Origin of the sequence: Geminocystis sp. NIES-3708 (assembly GCF_001548095.1) — a bacterium.
GTDB lineage: Bacteria > Cyanobacteriota > Cyanobacteriia > Cyanobacteriales > Cyanobacteriaceae > Geminocystis.
The window spans coordinates 622661-638723 of the sequence record NZ_AP014815.1; the positions used below are offsets into that span (position 1 = coordinate 622661).

Here is a 16063-nt window from a genome sequence, read left to right on the forward strand (position 1 = left end):
TTTTTTCCATAAATTATGAAAACTTTGAAGAGTGTACTAAAAAGTTTTAAAATTTATAAGGATGAATAGAGCATTTTAAAGTGATGATTGTTGCATTATCAGATGCACCTTTATGTAAAACTTTTTCTATAACTTTATCAATGGAAAAATGAAGATTATTTCCTTCAGTAAATAACTCAATAAACTCTTCGTTACTAATTAAATCCCAAACTCCATCAGAGCATAAAATTAATAAATCATTATCTTCTAAAGTTAGGGAAATTTTATCAAAATTCTTACTTAAGTTTTGCACATAACCATCACTCAAAACGGATTTTGAGCCTAAAAATTTTATCAACACATTTCTGTCAGGATGATCTAAACTTTCTTCATAGGTAATTTGCCCACTAGTTAACATCATATTAACTAAAGAATGATCTTCACTGAGTTGTATTATGTCTTTATTTCTAATTAAATAAATTCGACTATCACCAACATGACTAATTATTAATTGATTGTTAACGGCTAAAATAACACTTAAAGTTGTGCCTCCATCTTCTACTTTTTTATTGATATTTTGATTAGCTTGATTGAAAATTTCTGTTAACCAATTGGTTTGATTCTCTTGATTATTTAAGTCAAAATTAAAGGGAGTTTCTAATAACGTTTGAATTGCTAATTTACTAGCTAATTCTCCTTGTGCCATTCCTCCCATACCATCGGCAATTCCCGCTAAAATAATATTATTTTGATTAATTTCTAGTTGTTTAATCCCATAACTATCTTCATTAACTAATCTTTTTAAAGATAAACCTAGTATAGATTTATTTGCTTTTTCCCATGAAATAGTAATTTTTTTTAAATCATTTTTTATCTCAATGAGTAACTTTAAAAGTTGATTTAAAGGGTATCTTTCTTCTGTTATAGAATATAAACAAACTTGCAAAATTTGATAAATTTTGGGAATTAAATTAATGGTTAAATTGTCAGGATTAGGTAATTTATTATCGTGAAACATTTGATACATTAATGCACCGATAACATAGCTACTCATAAATTGATTAATCTCTTTACTATAGGCTAATTCGGGGGCAGAATATTTACCTAAAAAACCTATCTTTAATTCAATATTTTTCGGATAAATATGAGTTAAATCATAAAACTTAATCGGTGTGCCAACAATAATAAATTCTACGAATAAATCTAAGCAATACCAACTGTTTTGAGATAGATAAAAAAAGCATTGACAAAGTTGTACGATGATATATAAATACTCTTCATCTGTATGAGGTTTTGTTAACCATTGAGCAAGGTTATTTTCTTCATCGGGATAAGGTGTTAAAACCAATAATTTTGCGGAGGATTCTTGATTATTAGCTTCTATTTCTGGATAGTATTCTTCTTCTAAATAATTATCTTTTTTGTCTTCAATATCTTTTATTAATATATTAGTTTCCTGTTGATTTTCTATATATAAATCTGTTATCTCTAAATTAGGACTATGAATAATAGGTTTATCTTTATCTATTTCTAATTCTGATAATTGTACTATTTCATCATCTTGATTAGCCATTTTATCATCTTCGTTAACTTTGTTATTATTAGAATTAGATAAATTCACAATTACATTGTCATGATTTATTGATGCCCATAATTCGCTAATCATCCCATAATTAGGTAATTGAGATCTTAATTCAATTTCTAAGGATAAATTACTATTAATATCACCTATTCTTAATAATCCTAATTGATTATCTAAACTCGATTCTTTTCCTTTAATAATCTTAACTTGAAAGTAATAAATATTTGGATTTAGTTTTCCTAAATAGTTAATAATTTCTAATTCAATATTTTCTAAAAAAATAATACTTTGTTCTTCTATTGTTAATAATTCCATTAATTTTTCTACAATTTTCTCTTTGATTCAACAAAAAAACGTCACCATTGCCTACGCTACAATTAATTTATGGTTGTAAAAGTAAAACGAATTTTTGCGATCGCAATTTCATCTCCATTGTCGAGAATTTCGGGAGTGGTAATACGAGCATTAAAACGATTTTGCCCTGCTTTTTTGATAAAAATACCATTAGTTGAGCCTAAATCTTTAATCTTCCATTGGTTATTCTCGAAGTAAATTTCACCATGTTGACGAGAAACTGTCTCATTACCCAAAAAATACTCTAAATCCACATCAACAGGACCAGTATCAGGATCAAATATACCAATTATGGCGTAATTCTCGATCAAAAACTCTGATATCGGTGCATTAGGAGTTTTCGCAATTAACTTGGCTGTAGCTGTAACATTATCTGTTGATGTAGTAAAAGTTTCAGGGGGGTTACTGGGAATAATCGATTCTGAAGTAGAAGGGCTAATTTTGACAGTAGGATTAGTTTCTAAAGGATCTAGGATATGAGGCTCTGAAGTTAAAGGAAATATTGAAGGGGATGTAGGTACAGTAGTATAAGTTAATTCTGCACCACAAGCATCACAAAATTCTAAACCGTCAGGATTTTGATCGTAGCCGCAAACGTTACAAGTAATAGTCATGATTGATAGTTAATAATAAAAAACAATAGATAATAAGCAATGGTAAAATACATTTTAATTGTGAATTATAAATAGTCAATTGATTAAGTACCTGTAATTTGTCTAATTTGTTCATCAGATAGAGTTTCACTCATTTGAGTAGTTGACATTTTTACTGTTTTACCTTTCGCTCCCATTTTGACAGTTTTACGAGTACCAGAAGAAATTTTACGGGTTTTACGTAACTCAATAATGCCTTCATTGAGAGATTCCAACATATCTTGATTCCCAATTTTAACGGTTAAGCGACGGGCAGTTTCCATTTTTTGTTCAGCTAACTCAGGATTTTGCTCTGCTATTTTTGTAGCATCATCAATCAATTTACTAATATTTCTTTGTTGAACATATCCCATTACTTCTTGATCTACTGCGGCAGTAGCACCTTGCCCGGCTAAAAATTGAACTACTATATTTTGAGGAGTTAATTCCCCTCGTCGATTTTGGGCAGGAACATCATAAGTTAAACCTAATTGTGCTAGTCTAACCCTAGAACTAGCTCTACTATCCACATCAAACTCAAGAATAAAAATAGTTTCATCCTTGCCCGTTGCCGAACCTATATGATAGGGTTGTTGATTTAAAGGAAATTCTGCTTGATCTGGATATACTTTAGTAATACGACTTACTTCTACTCCTTTCACAGTTTTAATACCCATGGCAAGATTATTAATAACTTCACTTATAGTTTGTTGATATTCTTCAAAAATTGTTTGGGGTACTTTATCAACTGGTATTTGTGTACCTTTTGCTTCTTTTTGAACAATATGATAGACTTTTCCCGCAGTGGTATCACTCAAATTTATGAGCAAATCTTCATTATATTCTCCTATGCCTAAAGCAGTGATAGAAATACCATTTTCTGCAAAATTTTTAGCTAATTCTTGACACTCAAATTCATCAAAAGTTTGTCCATCTGTAAAAATTATCGCTTTCCGATTTGTCATTGACTGTTGTTTTAAAATCCCTAGTGCTTCTTCCATTCCTCTTCCCATACAAGTGCCTCCGCTAAATTCTTTCAATCTGGCAATGGCATTTTTAAGATCTTGTTTTTGAGTCGCCGGAGTTAAATTAATAAGAGTAGAAGCTTTATCGTCAAACTGAATTAAGCAAACTCTATCCTCTTGATTAAGTAATCCCGAGTCAATTAAATTATTAAGAGATTCAATCACAACATCAATTTTACTTTTACCACCAATAACTTCTTGATATTGATTGCCATCAGAGGTAATAAAATTGCCCGTAGCTTGAGCATTACCTGATACAATTTCATACATTGAACCACTGGTATCAATTAACAAACTGACGGCAGTAGAAGGACGAGTATTTCCCACTTCTTTTGTGGGGCGTAATTTAACCATAATAAACAGTTTTTGCTCTGCAGTATCTGCTGCTAAAAATTCTCGATGAGGTGTTATTTCTACGATTAAAGGTTGTTGTGATTCCATTTTGTTTAGAAAAGAAAAATAAGTAATAAATAATAAGTTTAAAATTATTCACGAACCAGTATCATTGTAAATTTTAATTATTATCTTAATAGGTTATATTGATTATAGAATTGTTTATATAAAATATAAATTATTAGCAATATTTTTTAAAGAAATACTAATTTATAATTATACTAGATATAGGTGGTAAAACACCTCCTAAAGGTTCAATATTTTCGAGATCAGGTTCAACAAAATTAGGTAAATCTTGATTACCATTATCTTTTAATAATTTTAAACTTTCATCAAGTATAGATTTCAATTTTAAAGTAATAATAGTATTGCGATAACCCTCTTTTATATCTTCAATCCAAATATTCATTATTTGTTGCAATTGATGTTGAGTAAATATAGCCATACTTTTTATTTCTAGTTGTTTTTGCATACTTGTCATAATTTCAGCACTAAAAATAACTCCGGGATTGTCTTCTTGATCTTGATTTAATTGAAGACTATAACTATATTGCTTATTATCTTCTTTTTCTTTAATTATGACTGTATATTCTACCATTTTTTTAGCGATATATAGTTATTTTATTGAGTTTTAATTTCAATAGAAATATTACCTAACTTTCTTTTATCTCCATTATTTAACTCTTGAGTTAAATGTTTCATTTTTTGTCCATATTCATCATCGAATTTAATGAAAATTTGCTTATTTTCTAAATAAATTTTAGCTGTGATGGGAGTATAACCTTGAGATTTTGGTAAATAAATATGAGCTTTATTACTACTTCCTAAAATCACTGGTTGATTACCAAGAGTCACAGTTTTTTGCTCATTGTCAGAATAATGCACAATTAACCATGCCTCCCGAAATGCCGCTTCAATTAAAATTATCATTAAACCGATAAAAAAGCCGATAGCCGCTAATCCAAAAATACGCCCAATAATTTCTCCTGCTAAAAGGCTAAAAGCGATAAACAGACAACCACCAATAATTCCTCCTAAAAATCCACCTCCTAATCCTCGAATTTTGTTTAAATTAGGGATGCGAAAACTTAAACCTAAACCTAATAATCCTCCCGCTATTCCCCAACATATGACTCTTAATATTTCCGTTGAGCCTAATATGGTGTATATAGTTTGAGCGATACCTCCAGCTATTAAACCTGATAATAATCCTGGTAAAAAAGCAGACTTGAGACTTTCTAACCACTGAAAACCTTTTTTTAAATACCAACTATAACCTAATAATAAAGTAAATGCGATCGACATTCCAATAATAGCAAACCAAAAACTTGTACTGATGACTACAGCGATAAAAGAGTTATTTTCATTGTTTCGACTGAGGAGAATATCCCCAAAAATGCTACCAATTGCACCTCCTAAAGCACCCCATAAACCTAGTTGTAAGGCTTGTTTCGAGTTATCGAGAATATTTTTAAAAAGATTTTGCCTTGAGGAAATTTTACTGAGAATCATGGTTTAATGTTGATGTTTAAGTCTTTTTTATATATCAGTCAAACTTTGCCTATTTATGCAAGGTTAACAAAAATTTTTGATAAATTTATCTTGTTATCTTTATCATCGTCAATTATACTGTAGAAGAATTAGCAAAAAAAGTTAATATTTATTCTAAATTTATTATAAATAGAGAAGATAATATTAACGTTGCCAGAAATTGTTTACGTATTAAATATCGATATTAAAATGATTATCAATCAATAAAAATATTTTATTATTCTTATTTTTTGATATTAATTAAAAATCATTATTTTAACTTTCAAATTTTAATAGTATTATCATAGCTACCACTGGCTAAATATTGACTATTAGCACAAAATACTATACTATTTACACTATTATAATGACCATTTAAAGTCTGTTTTAATTTTCCATTACTAACATTCCAAAGTTTAATAGTATTATCCCCACTACCACTAGCTAAATATTGACCATCAGGACTAAATGCTACACTATTTATACTATCAAAATGACCAGTTAAAGTCTTTTCAATGACAAACTTTTTAAGAAATATATATTCATATATAATTTTGTTAAATAGAGATTGTTTTTTTGTTGATAAATAACCATTAAAAGAATCTTTTCATAAATTATTATGATCTTAGATAAATTAATCTAATGATTGTATAATTTTATTTGGCTTCTTTAGCTCTTTTATAATAATATTAATATCTTCTTTTAATTGAGAGTAAATAACTAATAATTAATTATTATTTTTGAAAATATTATAAACTTGTTGCTGAAAATTAAGACTATATTTTAAAGGCTTATTATTACTTTTTTTACCTAAATTTAACCAGCTCAAATATTCAATACTTGTATCAGGAGAAATGATCGCTCTTAAAGTTAAAAGCCTTACCATTTACATCGTATAAATCTTATCTTTTAGGGCAAAATTAATATTATTGCGATTGAGAATTTTATCCCATTATTCACCATTAAAGTTATGATATTTCAGAGCCTGATCAATGATTTGTAAATGTTCTACTTTAATATTTACCCGTCTCGTTAAACCTTTAACCGCTGTAATTAAGGTTTTTTCTTCTACTTCCATAAGTTTAGTATATTTTTTATCTTGTTATATATTTGATTGTTTTTTTGCCAATAAATGAGCAATTTTGGAAACTTTTTTCTCTATTCTTCCTCAAACTTTGGAGCTGGGAGGCTATATAAGCAATTTTGGATTAAGATGGCTACTTAGCTATTTTGTTGATTAAATTCTAAAGAAACAAAACCTAATTTTCTCAAGTCTTTATCCTTTAAAATATGCTTTAATTTTTTCATACCTTTTGCTTGGGCATATTCTGTATCATATTCCATTATTATCTGATTATTCTCAGTGTAAATTTTAGCGGTAATAGGATAATAACCTTGAGATTTTGGTAAATAAATATGAGCATTTTTTGAGCATCCTAAAAGTATTGATTTTTCTCCTAAAGAAATAGTAGTTTTTCCTTCTCATTCCAATGAACAATTAAAGAATGTTGACGGTTAAATTGTTCCATTAAAGCTATCATTAAACCAATAAAAAATCCCAAAATTACTGTACCAATTAAACGCCCTATAATTACACTGGAATAATTAGTGATTACTACAAAAACAATCGCTCCCAATACACCACCAATTAAACCACCAATTAAAGCTCGAACTAAGTTTAAATTCGGGACAAAAAAAGACATTCCACCTCCCACTAATGCCCCAAGTATTCCCCATCCCGTCAACCTTGCCACAAAGGCTAAAACTTCAATATTTGCCAAGGGAAGAAAGATTAATTGCCCGATACTACCAGCCACCAATCCTGCCATTAAACTGCCAATAATCCCTAAACTGACTTCTTGAGGTGATAATAAACGGCGGTGTAAATAATGATTTTGCCCGATCATAAGAGCAAGAGATACACCTAGAGATAGTAAAGCAGTCCAAATTCCAATGCGTAAAGTGCCAAAAACTAAAGAATAACTCCCTGATTCCCCTGATTCTATCAATTGTTGACTATAAATGAGTTTTTCTGCTTGTTGGAAGGCTTGATCAAAATTTCCTGCATTGGCGAAAAATACTTTATTCTCATCCCCTGTTAGTTGCTTTAAAAACTTGGTATCAGCGTCACCCGTGGCGATCGCAATTAAATTAATACCTTGATTTATCATCATTTTCCCTTGTCTTATGGTTTCTATGGGAGAATTAGGGATTCCATCGGTAAATAGCAATAGATTCTTCTGAAAAGTAGTTTGACTTAATTCTTGTCTCCCTGCTTCTAATCCTAAATCAATATTTGTAACACCACCATCGTTAACAAATACGATCGCTTCCTCTATTGTGTTTAAATTAGAAGTTAAAGGAGTAGTAACATGAACTTTTGTACCAAAACCAATGACTGCAATTTGATCTTGATTTTCCTTCGTTTCAGCGATAGTTAGATTTTGCCGTTTAACGAAATTTGTGGCAGCGGTTTTTACTTCCTCTAATTTTCCGTCATCCATACTACCCGAAGCATCAATCAACAAAACAATGGCTTGGGGTTGTCTTACAGGAGTGGATGCTAAAAAGGTAAAAGATAAAAATAATTCTCCCAGAAATAAAGAAGTGATTAAACAACCAATTGCACCATAAAAAGCAAAAAGTAAAGGTTTAGGTAAATTTCGACGCCAATTTCTCAATATTTTCATGATCATAATTTATTTTAAATTAACCTTGATTAATCTCTTGGGAATTCGATAAAAAAAGTTAATGGAATTAACAAAAATTTTGACTAAATAACCGAGATTTGTCTGAAATAGTATAATATTTAGTATAAGTACTTAAACTTGGTTTCACTGTAACTGCCAAAAAGCTATGCTAGAATCGCAACCATCTCCAATTTTATCCGACAATAATCATCAACATAATCTCTACTCGATCAGAAAAGAAAATATCATTAACAATGCTGTACCAATGGTAGTTGAATCTTCAGGTATGGGAGAAAAAGTTTTTGATATTTATTCAAGATTACTAAGAGAAAGAATTATTTTTTTAGGCACAGCTATTGACGATAAATTAGCCGATTCTGTGGTGGCTCAATTACTCTATTTAGAAGCAGAAGATCCCACGAAAGATATTTATATTTATATTAATTCCCCCGGTGGTTCAGTTTATGCAGGTTTTGCCATTTATGATACGATGCAACACATTCAACCAGATGTTTCCACTATTTGTTATGGTATTGCCGCTAGTATGGGTGCATTTTTACTTTCAGGTGGTGCAAAAGGAAAACGTTTAGGTTTACCCAATTCTCGCTTTATGATTCATCAACCTCTTGGTGGAGCACAAGGTCAAGCCAGTGATATTGAAATTCAAGCAAAAGAAATTCTGTATATCAAACAAAGGTTAAATGAATTATTAGCAGAGCATACTAATCAACCCATCGAAAAGATTAGCGAAGACACCGAAAGAGATTTTTATATGTCCTCCACCGAAGCTAAAGATTATGGACTCATTGACGAAGTTATTATCCGAGACGGTATAGATCTTCCCCTCAGTCGTCAATCTATAGATGTCAGTGAACTTTTATAGTTATCTATTTTTTTAATATTTATTTTTTAATTTTAATTTTATGGCTAAGTACGACTCTCATCTAAAATGTTCATTCTGTGGTAAATCTCAAGAACAAGTACGAAAATTAATCGCAGGACCTGGGGTTTATATTTGTGATGAGTGTGTAGAATTATGTAACGAGATTTTAGAAGAAGAATTAATGCCCTCAAGCAGATCCAATGATCATTTAAAATCAAAACCCCATCATAAATCCACTAATACCACTAATAACCGCAAACCTCTTTCTTTCCATAAATTGCCAAAACCTATCGAAATTAAACAAAAATTAGATGATTTCGTGATCGGGCAAGATGAAGCGAAAAAAGTACTCTCTGTTGCTGTTTATAATCATTATAAACGTCTAACTGTGACTCAACAGGATCAAGACTTTGGAATTAATTCTGACAATTCTGTAGAATTACAAAAATCAAATATTCTCTTAATTGGTCCTACAGGTTCAGGTAAAACCCTCTTAGCACAAACTCTGGCAAAAATTCTCGATGTACCCTTTGCTATAGCTGACGCTACCACTCTCACAGAAGCAGGATATGTAGGAGAAGATGTAGAAAATATCCTTTTACGTTTATTACAAGTAGCGAACTTAGATTTAGAGGAAGCTCAAAGAGGGATCATTTATATTGATGAAATCGATAAAATCGCTCGTAAAAGTGAAAATCCTTCTATAACCAGAGATGTTTCTGGGGAGGGAGTACAACAAGCATTATTAAAAATGTTGGAAGGTACAGTAGCCAATGTACCACCTCAAGGCGGTAGAAAACACCCTTATCAAGACTGTATAACTATCGATACGAGTAATATTTTATTTATCTGTGGTGGAGCTTTTGTCGGCTTAGATAAAATCATTGAACAAAATAAAGAGAAAAAAGTTTTAGGTTTTGAAATTCCCCCTGACACTATTAGTAAAGAACAACGAGTTTCCGAAGCCGCTCGTCAATTACAACCTGATGATTTAGTTCGTTTTGGTTTAATTCCTGAATTTGCAGGACGTTTGCCCGTTGTTGCCGTTTTAGATTCTTTGAATGAAGAAACCTTAATTTCGATTCTCACCCAACCTCGCAATGCTTTAGTTAAACAGTTTCAAAAATTAATCGGTATGGATAATGTCACTTTAGATTTTGAACCTGAAGCCATTCAGGCGATCGCTCAAGAAGCCTACCGACGTAAGACAGGAGCAAGGGCATTAAGAGGAATTGTAGAGGAAATCATGTTAGATGTTATGTATGAACTACCTTCTCGACAAGATGTTCAACATTGTGTTATTACAAAAGAAATGGTGGATAAACGCAGTACCGCAGAATTGTTGCTTCATCCATCATCTTTACCTAAACCAGAATCAGCTTAATTCCTAATCTGAGAATGAATAGTAGTTACCCAAGTAATAAATGACTAAATCAAATTTAATGTAATAATTAAGTTTTAAATTCTAATTCCTAATTTTAAAGAAATGACTTCTAAAACTGCCGTTTCTACCACTCGATTAAAGTCTCGCCGTGATGAAATTAAAAATCAACGTAGATGGGAAAATTTCCTAGCGTCTAGTCGTAGTTTGATGATTATGTCCTTAACAGGAGTGGTTTTTTGGGTTTTAACCCTTCCTCATTGGGTGATAAAGGATAGTCAACAAATTAATTTACAGGGTAATGATTTACTTAGTGATGAAGAGCTTCGTAGCCTAATTCCTTTGGAATATCCTCAATCCCTCTTAAAATTATCAACTTCTAAATTAACTGAAGATTTACAAAAAAAAGTTCCCTTAGCCAATATTGTTGTCACAAGGGAATTATTACCTCCAAGTCTCACTCTTAAAGTGAAGGAAAAAAAACCTGTAGCTATAGCTTTTGCTACGGTAGTATCTCCAAAAACAAAAAAACTAGAATTTAAGAAAATTGGATACGTTGATATGGATGGTATTTTTGTTTCTAGTGATGTTTATCAGAAGTTGCAAAAAAAGACTGAGCTACTCCCTAATCTTAAAATTCTAGGGACACCACAAGTTTATTTACCTTATTGGCAAGATTTATATCGATTAATTAATCAATCTACCGTGAAAATTACGGAAATAGATTGGCAAAATCCTACAAATCTTGTTTTAAACACTGAGTTAGGAAAAGTTCATATTGGTGCTTATAACTCAAACTTTCCCCAGCAACTAATGGTTTTAGAAAAACTCAAAATAATTACTTCTAAAATTCCTAAAGAGAGAATTATTTATATTGATCTGACTGATCCAGAAATACCTTCTATTAAAGAAAAAAAACCTCAAAAAGAAGAAAAATTAGTTAAACAATAGGTGATTATATAGCGAAAAATAAGTTGATTAGGACATTATGAAACCCAAGAGAGCAACTATAGTTTCTATTTTATCTTTGTTCCTTGCCCTTTGCTATAATGATTTTTTAGAATAAAATTGTGTATTTTTTGTTAAAAATAGTATTTTTCGACCCGTTATTTTAGAAATGGCTGTAACTTATTCAGCGAAGCCTAAATACCAATAACATATTTACGCCATTCATGATTAAGGTTACCTTTTGTACATTTAGCAATTTCGAAATGAAGACTGCTATAGGGTTTTCTCGGTTGTTTGTGTAAAACCATTTGAGCTTCTTTTGGAGTTCTGTTACCTTTTTTTATATTGCAACGAACACAAGCCGCCACCAAATTTTCCCAGCTATCAGCACCACCACGAGATTTAGGTATGATGTGATCTAAAGTTAACTGATCTCCTTTATGGTTACAATATTGACAAGTATTTTTGTCTCTTTCAAGAACGTTTCTGCGAGTAAGAGGAATATCTTTATAAGGTACTTTAACGTAATGTCGTAGTCTAATTACCGACGGAAAAACAAAGGTTTGACAAATGAATGCGTTGTGATGTTCTAATTGTTCTGCTTTACCTTTAATTAATAAAATAACCGCTCTTTTCCAGCTAGTAATATTGAGGGGTTCATAGGAAGCATTTAAAACTAAAACCTTACTCATAAACGTTTTACTCTCAGGGATTTATTGCCGATGGTAACACAAACAAGTAAGAATTAACAATTAATAAAAGTCTATTACTTTGATCAAAAGTTGATGGAAAAAGTGCAAAATTTAGGTAAAGTAAATGGTGCAAGACTGTCATTTAACAATCTCACACCACAACATTCGATATTAAAGAAAAAAGTTAATTAATATAACTCTTCTTCTTTGTGGGTTTCGATTTTACAATCAGAAGTAGGATAAGCTACACAAGTTAATACATATCCAGCTTCAATTTGATCATCATCTAAGAAAGATTGATCAGACTGATCTACAGTACCAGACACGATTTTACCTGCACAGGTAGAACAAGCACCAGCACGACAGGAGTAAGGTAAGTCAATACCTTGTTCTTCAGCAACGTCAAGAATATACTCATCATCAGGTACTTCGATAGTTTGTTCGCCGTCTTCAGTTACTAAAGTTACGTTATAGGTTGCCATGTTTTGTTTTCCTTTGATTGATAATTTACAAAAAAAAATATTGCTTACTGTTTAAGTAAGTCTAATATGAATATTAAAGTATAAATGGCAATTATGCTCTACACATTAGAAATGAAATTGTTTTCCTTTACTACAATAATCTGAGCTTATATTATAAGAAAGGTTCAAATCACTGTGTAAGAAATATTTATATTTTTTATGCCTTTTAATTTTCAAAGGGTTTCGCTTTTATTAACTAGGATTTTGATCGAAAAATGACTAATTATAGTGATTAAATTTACTTATATTTAAGGTATCATATGATTAAAACTAAATTAGTGAAAAATTACGAGAATTAATGATAAATTGCGATTTAGAAGGAAAAACCTTAAAAGTAGGATTAGTCGGTACAGGATACGCTGCCCAACGAAGAGCAGAGGCTTTTCAGAATTCTTCTTCCAGTGAATTAATCTCAGTAGTCGGCAATAGTGTCGAAAATACCCAAAGTTTCTGTAATACTTATAATATTAATTCCATGAGCAGTTGGCAAGAATTAGTTAATGATTCTAGTCTTGATTTAATCTGTATCTGTAACGTTAATCGAGATCACGGTTCAATTGTTCGAGGTGCATTATTAGCCGACAAACACGTTATCGTCGAGTATCCTTTAACTGTTAACCCCGAAGAAGCAGACAGTTTAATTAATTTAGCAAGACAAAAACAAAAATTACTTCATGTAGAACATATTGAAATTTTAGGCGGAGTACATCAAGCCCTCAAAAAACATTTATCAGACATTGGCACACCTTTTTTAGCTCGTTATAGTACTATTTTATCAAAACAGAAAGTTGCCCCTCATTGGACTTATAGCTACGATTACTATGGCTTTCCATTTATCGCAGCAGTCTCTCGAATTAACCGCTTTACAGATTTATTCGGTGAAGTAGAAACTGTTAACTGTAATGCTCGTTTTTGGGATGCCCCCGAAAATGGTTATTTTTCTTCTTGTTGGTGTCAAGCACAGTTATCATTTAAAAACAAAATGATGGTAACAATCACTTATGGTAAAGGAGAAAAATTTAAAACTAGCGATCGCACCTTAGAAATTTATGGTGATGAAGGTACAATTTTATTTGAAGGAGAAAAAGGCAAAATTATCAGAGGCAAAGAAGAAATAGAGATAGAAGTAGATAGTCGTCGAGGATTATTTGCCCAAGATACACAAATAGTTTTAGAACATTTAACCACAGGAAAATCATTATATATTGAGAATACCGCTAGTGCTTATAGTTTAAAAGTGGCTAACGCTACCCTACAATCTTATAAAAATCGAGAAATTATCAACTTATAAATAAAAGCAATATTAAAATTTATTGTTCATTGTTCATTGTTGATTATCCATTGTTACAATAACGTAGAATTATTTTTTTTCTTAACTTTTAAATCTCACCATCATAACTACCCAAAATATGAATACTATTGATATAGAAGCAATACAGGCAAAATTTGATGAAATTGTCAAAAATTTTGGCACAACACAAGATGATTTTATTCCCGAAGACTTTATTAACGAAAATTCAGTTATTTTAGAGGAAATTAATGGAGGTAGTGGTGTACAAAAAGTGTTCTTAACAGTAACAACTTTTGATGATCAAAATGATGGTAATGCTTCCAATGGTTTATCTCTAAGAGATGCCGTATTAATAGCACAAAGAGATCCTCGTAGAGAGTATGTAATTAATTTACCTGAAGGCACATATAATTTAACTATTGAAGGTAATCAAGATTTCCTTTTTCAAGAACAATCAGAAACCAATTTAGGGCAATTTGATAATATTGTTGCTCGTAGTGGAGACTTGGATATTGAAACTAGAATTACTATTATTGGGTCTAATCCTAACAATACCATTATTGACGCTAGTACATTAGGCGATCGCATTTTTGATGTTAGAGAGAATGGATTTTTAAGTTTACAAAATATAACTATTCAAAATGGTATAACTTTAGGCACTTTTGCTGAAGATAGTATTGAACCATTAGATCCCGATTCCTTTGCTGGAGGTGGTATCAGAATAGATATAAATGGTGCAGGAGAAATAAATAACAGTATAATAAAAGGTAATCAGACTCGTTGGGATCGTGTAACTCAAGAAGCCAATATTAATGGTGGTGGTATCTCTAATGAAGGATTACTAACCATTAATAACACAACCATTATTGATAATAGTTCTGAGGTTAATGCTGGAGGTATTTATAATTCAGGAAATCTACAAATTACTAACAGTAGTGTCGCCAATAATTCGGCAAATGTCTTCATTTTTTATGTAGATAAAATAGAAGGAGGGGGAGGAATCCTCAATACTAATGGTGGAACATTAATTGTTACTAATAGCACCATTTCAGGGAATAAAACAATTCTTTCAGGTAACGAGACTCAGACTTTTCCTAATGGTGCTGGTGGTGGTGGTATCTTATCAGATGGTGGTCCTGCTGTAATTATTAATTCTACGATTGTCAATAATAATGCCCCTGTGGGTGCTGGTATTTTGATTAGTAAACCTGAAGATGGAGAAGCAACTCCAGCAATCTTACAAAATAGTATAGTCGCTTTAAATCAAAATATCACATCAGGCAATACTTTTAGTAGTGATATTGAAGGTTTTTTTGAGCTAAATAGTTCTTATAATCTAATTGGTAACGCTAATGGTATTTTATTTGACGGCATTGAAAATAATAAAGTTGGTACTATTACAAATCCCTTAGATCCCAATATTGGTCCTCTTCAATTTAATGGTGGTTTAACTCCTACTCATGCTTTATTAGAAAATAGCCCTGCTATTAATGCTGGTAGTAACGCGATCGCTAATGGTGAACAGTTAAATTTAAACCCTTTAACCACAGATCAAAGAGGCTATGATCGTATTGTCAATGGTACGGTGGACATTGGTAGCTATGAGTTTTATCAAAATAGTTCTTTATTAAATACTCCTATTTATCGTTTTCAGAATACGTCTTTACCCGGTACTTATTTATTTGCGGGGGAAGGTGAAAGACAAAGTATTAAACAAAATAATCCTAATTTCGTAGAAGAAGGTTTTGCTTTTAGTGTAGCAGTGCAACCTGGAGATGATTTAATTCCTATTTATCGTTTTCAAAATACTTCTATTGCTGGTACATATTTATATACAGGAGAACAAGAAAGACAAAGTATTAAACAAAATAATCCTAACTTTGTAGAAGAAGGTTTGGCTTTTTATGTTTTTGGCTCACAATCAAATGAAGGGCAAAGTTTTTATCGTTTTCAAAATAGCGATCTCCCAGGTACATATTTATTTGTAGGCGGTGGAGAAAGATTAAATATCAAAGAAAATTTCCCCAACTTTATTGAAGAAGGTATTGCTTTTAAAGCAGGAGTTTAAATCAATTAATAATTAACAATTAGTTAGGAATGGGAATTAAATAACTTAATTAAGTCGATAGTCATTGCGAGGCACGAAGCAATCTCCAACACAA

General features: G+C 31.1%; 17 protein-coding genes. 5 read left to right on the forward strand and 12 right to left on the reverse strand.

The features are described 5' to 3' along the window. Positions 1-46: 46 nt before the first annotated feature. From GM3708_RS02570 to GM3708_RS02595, 10 genes are all read right to left on the reverse strand, one after another. Positions 47-1876, reverse strand: coding sequence for a PP2C family serine/threonine-protein phosphatase (locus GM3708_RS02570; protein WP_066343879.1), 1830 nt, complete (start codon positions 1874-1876; stop codon positions 47-49). A gap of 62 nt (positions 1877-1938) precedes the next feature. Next, positions 1939-2529 carry an FHA domain-containing protein gene (locus GM3708_RS02575; protein ID WP_066343881.1) on the reverse strand — a complete coding sequence of 197 codons (591 nt, stop codon included), beginning with the start codon at positions 2527-2529 and terminating at the stop codon, positions 1939-1941. A gap of 83 nt (positions 2530-2612) precedes the next feature. Then, positions 2613-4013: a VWA domain-containing protein gene (locus GM3708_RS02580; protein ID WP_066343882.1), complete on the reverse strand. Its 1401-nt coding sequence runs from the start codon at positions 4011-4013 to the stop codon at positions 2613-2615. Between the two features lie 157 nt (positions 4014-4170). Further along, positions 4171-4563 (reverse strand): hypothetical protein, encoded by a 393-nt coding sequence (locus GM3708_RS02585; protein ID WP_066343883.1) that lies wholly within the window; start codon positions 4561-4563, stop codon positions 4171-4173. 23 nt (positions 4564-4586) lie between these two features. Continuing rightward, the gene (locus tag GM3708_RS02590; protein WP_066343884.1) at positions 4587-5477 is read right to left on the reverse strand and encodes a hypothetical protein; all 891 of its coding nucleotides are present in this window, start codon (positions 5475-5477) and stop codon (positions 4587-4589) included. 301 nt (positions 5478-5778) lie between these two features. After that, complete coding sequence (locus tag GM3708_RS17765; protein WP_082714188.1) at positions 5779-6048, reverse strand: WD40 repeat domain-containing protein; 270 nt, start codon at positions 6046-6048, stop codon at positions 5779-5781. Between the two features lie 174 nt (positions 6049-6222). Further along, positions 6223-6381, reverse strand: a complete 159-nt coding sequence (locus GM3708_RS18640; RefSeq protein WP_158505845.1) for a hypothetical protein — start codon at positions 6379-6381, stop codon at positions 6223-6225. A 66-nt stretch (positions 6382-6447) separates the two neighbouring features. Further along, on the reverse strand, positions 6448-6573 hold the full coding sequence (locus tag GM3708_RS19585; RefSeq protein ID WP_255358413.1) for a hypothetical protein: 126 nt from the start codon (positions 6571-6573) through the stop codon (positions 6448-6450). A 143-nt stretch (positions 6574-6716) separates the two neighbouring features. Next, complete coding sequence (locus GM3708_RS19590) at positions 6717-6839, reverse strand: hypothetical protein (RefSeq protein WP_255358414.1); 123 nt, start codon at positions 6837-6839, stop codon at positions 6717-6719. A gap of 113 nt (positions 6840-6952) precedes the next feature. Further along, on the reverse strand, positions 6953-8185 hold the full coding sequence (locus tag GM3708_RS02595) for a VWA domain-containing protein (protein WP_197671682.1): 1233 nt from the start codon (positions 8183-8185) through the stop codon (positions 6953-6955). A gap of 166 nt (positions 8186-8351) precedes the next feature. On the opposite strand from GM3708_RS02595, the gene clpP reads away from it, so the two are divergent. The 3 genes from clpP to GM3708_RS02610 all read left to right on the forward strand — a co-directional run bounded on the left by clpP (position 8352) and on the right by GM3708_RS02610 (position 11400). Further along, positions 8352-9068, forward strand: a complete 717-nt coding sequence (gene clpP / locus GM3708_RS02600; RefSeq protein WP_082713983.1) for an ATP-dependent Clp endopeptidase proteolytic subunit ClpP — start codon at positions 8352-8354, stop codon at positions 9066-9068. Positions 9069-9108: 40 nt separating this feature from the next. Next, on the forward strand, positions 9109-10452 hold the full coding sequence (clpX, locus tag GM3708_RS02605) for an ATP-dependent protease ATP-binding subunit ClpX (protein WP_066343887.1): 1344 nt from the start codon (positions 9109-9111) through the stop codon (positions 10450-10452). Positions 10453-10554: 102 nt separating this feature from the next. Beyond that, a complete protein-coding gene (locus GM3708_RS02610) occupies positions 10555-11400 on the forward strand; it encodes a cell division protein FtsQ/DivIB (RefSeq protein WP_066343888.1) in 846 nt (281 codons plus the stop codon). A 191-nt stretch (positions 11401-11591) separates the two neighbouring features. Here GM3708_RS02610 and GM3708_RS02615 read toward each other — a convergent pair whose 3' ends face one another. Both GM3708_RS02615 and GM3708_RS02620 read right to left on the reverse strand, forming a co-directional pair. Next, positions 11592-12089: an HNH endonuclease gene (locus tag GM3708_RS02615; RefSeq protein ID WP_066343890.1), complete on the reverse strand. Its 498-nt coding sequence runs from the start codon at positions 12087-12089 to the stop codon at positions 11592-11594. 188 nt (positions 12090-12277) lie between these two features. After that, positions 12278-12571, reverse strand: coding sequence for a ferredoxin (locus GM3708_RS02620; RefSeq protein WP_017293978.1), 294 nt, complete (start codon positions 12569-12571; stop codon positions 12278-12280). A gap of 337 nt (positions 12572-12908) precedes the next feature. Between GM3708_RS02620 and GM3708_RS02625 the strand changes: the two genes are divergently transcribed. Together GM3708_RS02625 and GM3708_RS02630 are read left to right on the forward strand one after the other, a co-directional pair. After that, a complete protein-coding gene (locus GM3708_RS02625) occupies positions 12909-13901 on the forward strand; it encodes a Gfo/Idh/MocA family protein (protein WP_066343891.1) in 993 nt (330 codons plus the stop codon). Positions 13902-14019: 118 nt separating this feature from the next. Beyond that, positions 14020-15969: a choice-of-anchor Q domain-containing protein gene (locus GM3708_RS02630; RefSeq protein WP_066343893.1), complete on the forward strand. Its 1950-nt coding sequence runs from the start codon at positions 14020-14022 to the stop codon at positions 15967-15969. Positions 15970-16063 lie beyond the last annotated feature (94 nt).

Coding starts and splice junctions, on each gene's coding strand:
- GM3708_RS02580 (WP_066343882.1), bottom strand. CDS start 4,013: ATGGAATCACAACAACCTTTAATCGTAGAAATAACACCTCATCGAGAA.
- GM3708_RS02620 (WP_017293978.1), bottom strand. CDS start 12,571: ATGGCAACCTATAACGTAACTTTAGTAACTGAAGACGGCGAACAAACT.
- GM3708_RS02590 (WP_066343884.1), bottom strand. CDS start 5,477: ATGATTCTCAGTAAAATTTCCTCAAGGCAAAATCTTTTTAAAAATATT.
- GM3708_RS19590 (WP_255358414.1), bottom strand. CDS start 6,839: ATGGAATATGATACAGAATATGCCCAAGCAAAAGGTATGAAAAAATTA.
- clpP (WP_082713983.1), top strand. CDS start 8,352: ATGCTAGAATCGCAACCATCTCCAATTTTATCCGACAATAATCATCAA.
- GM3708_RS02625 (WP_066343891.1), top strand. CDS start 12,909: ATGATAAATTGCGATTTAGAAGGAAAAACCTTAAAAGTAGGATTAGTC.
- clpX (WP_066343887.1), top strand. CDS start 9,109: ATGGCTAAGTACGACTCTCATCTAAAATGTTCATTCTGTGGTAAATCT.
- GM3708_RS02570 (WP_066343879.1), bottom strand. CDS start 1,876: ATGGAATTATTAACAATAGAAGAACAAAGTATTATTTTTTTAGAAAAT.
- GM3708_RS02595 (WP_197671682.1), bottom strand. CDS start 8,185: ATGAAAATATTGAGAAATTGGCGTCGAAATTTACCTAAACCTTTACTT.
- GM3708_RS02615 (WP_066343890.1), bottom strand. CDS start 12,089: ATGAGTAAGGTTTTAGTTTTAAATGCTTCCTATGAACCCCTCAATATT.
- GM3708_RS02630 (WP_066343893.1), top strand. CDS start 14,020: ATGAATACTATTGATATAGAAGCAATACAGGCAAAATTTGATGAAATT.
- GM3708_RS02610 (WP_066343888.1), top strand. CDS start 10,555: ATGACTTCTAAAACTGCCGTTTCTACCACTCGATTAAAGTCTCGCCGT.
- GM3708_RS02575 (WP_066343881.1), bottom strand. CDS start 2,529: ATGACTATTACTTGTAACGTTTGCGGCTACGATCAAAATCCTGACGGT.
- GM3708_RS19585 (WP_255358413.1), bottom strand. CDS start 6,573: ATGGAAGTAGAAGAAAAAACCTTAATTACAGCGGTTAAAGGTTTAACG.
- GM3708_RS02585 (WP_066343883.1), bottom strand. CDS start 4,563: ATGGTAGAATATACAGTCATAATTAAAGAAAAAGAAGATAATAAGCAA.
- GM3708_RS18640 (WP_158505845.1), bottom strand. CDS start 6,381: ATGGTAAGGCTTTTAACTTTAAGAGCGATCATTTCTCCTGATACAAGT.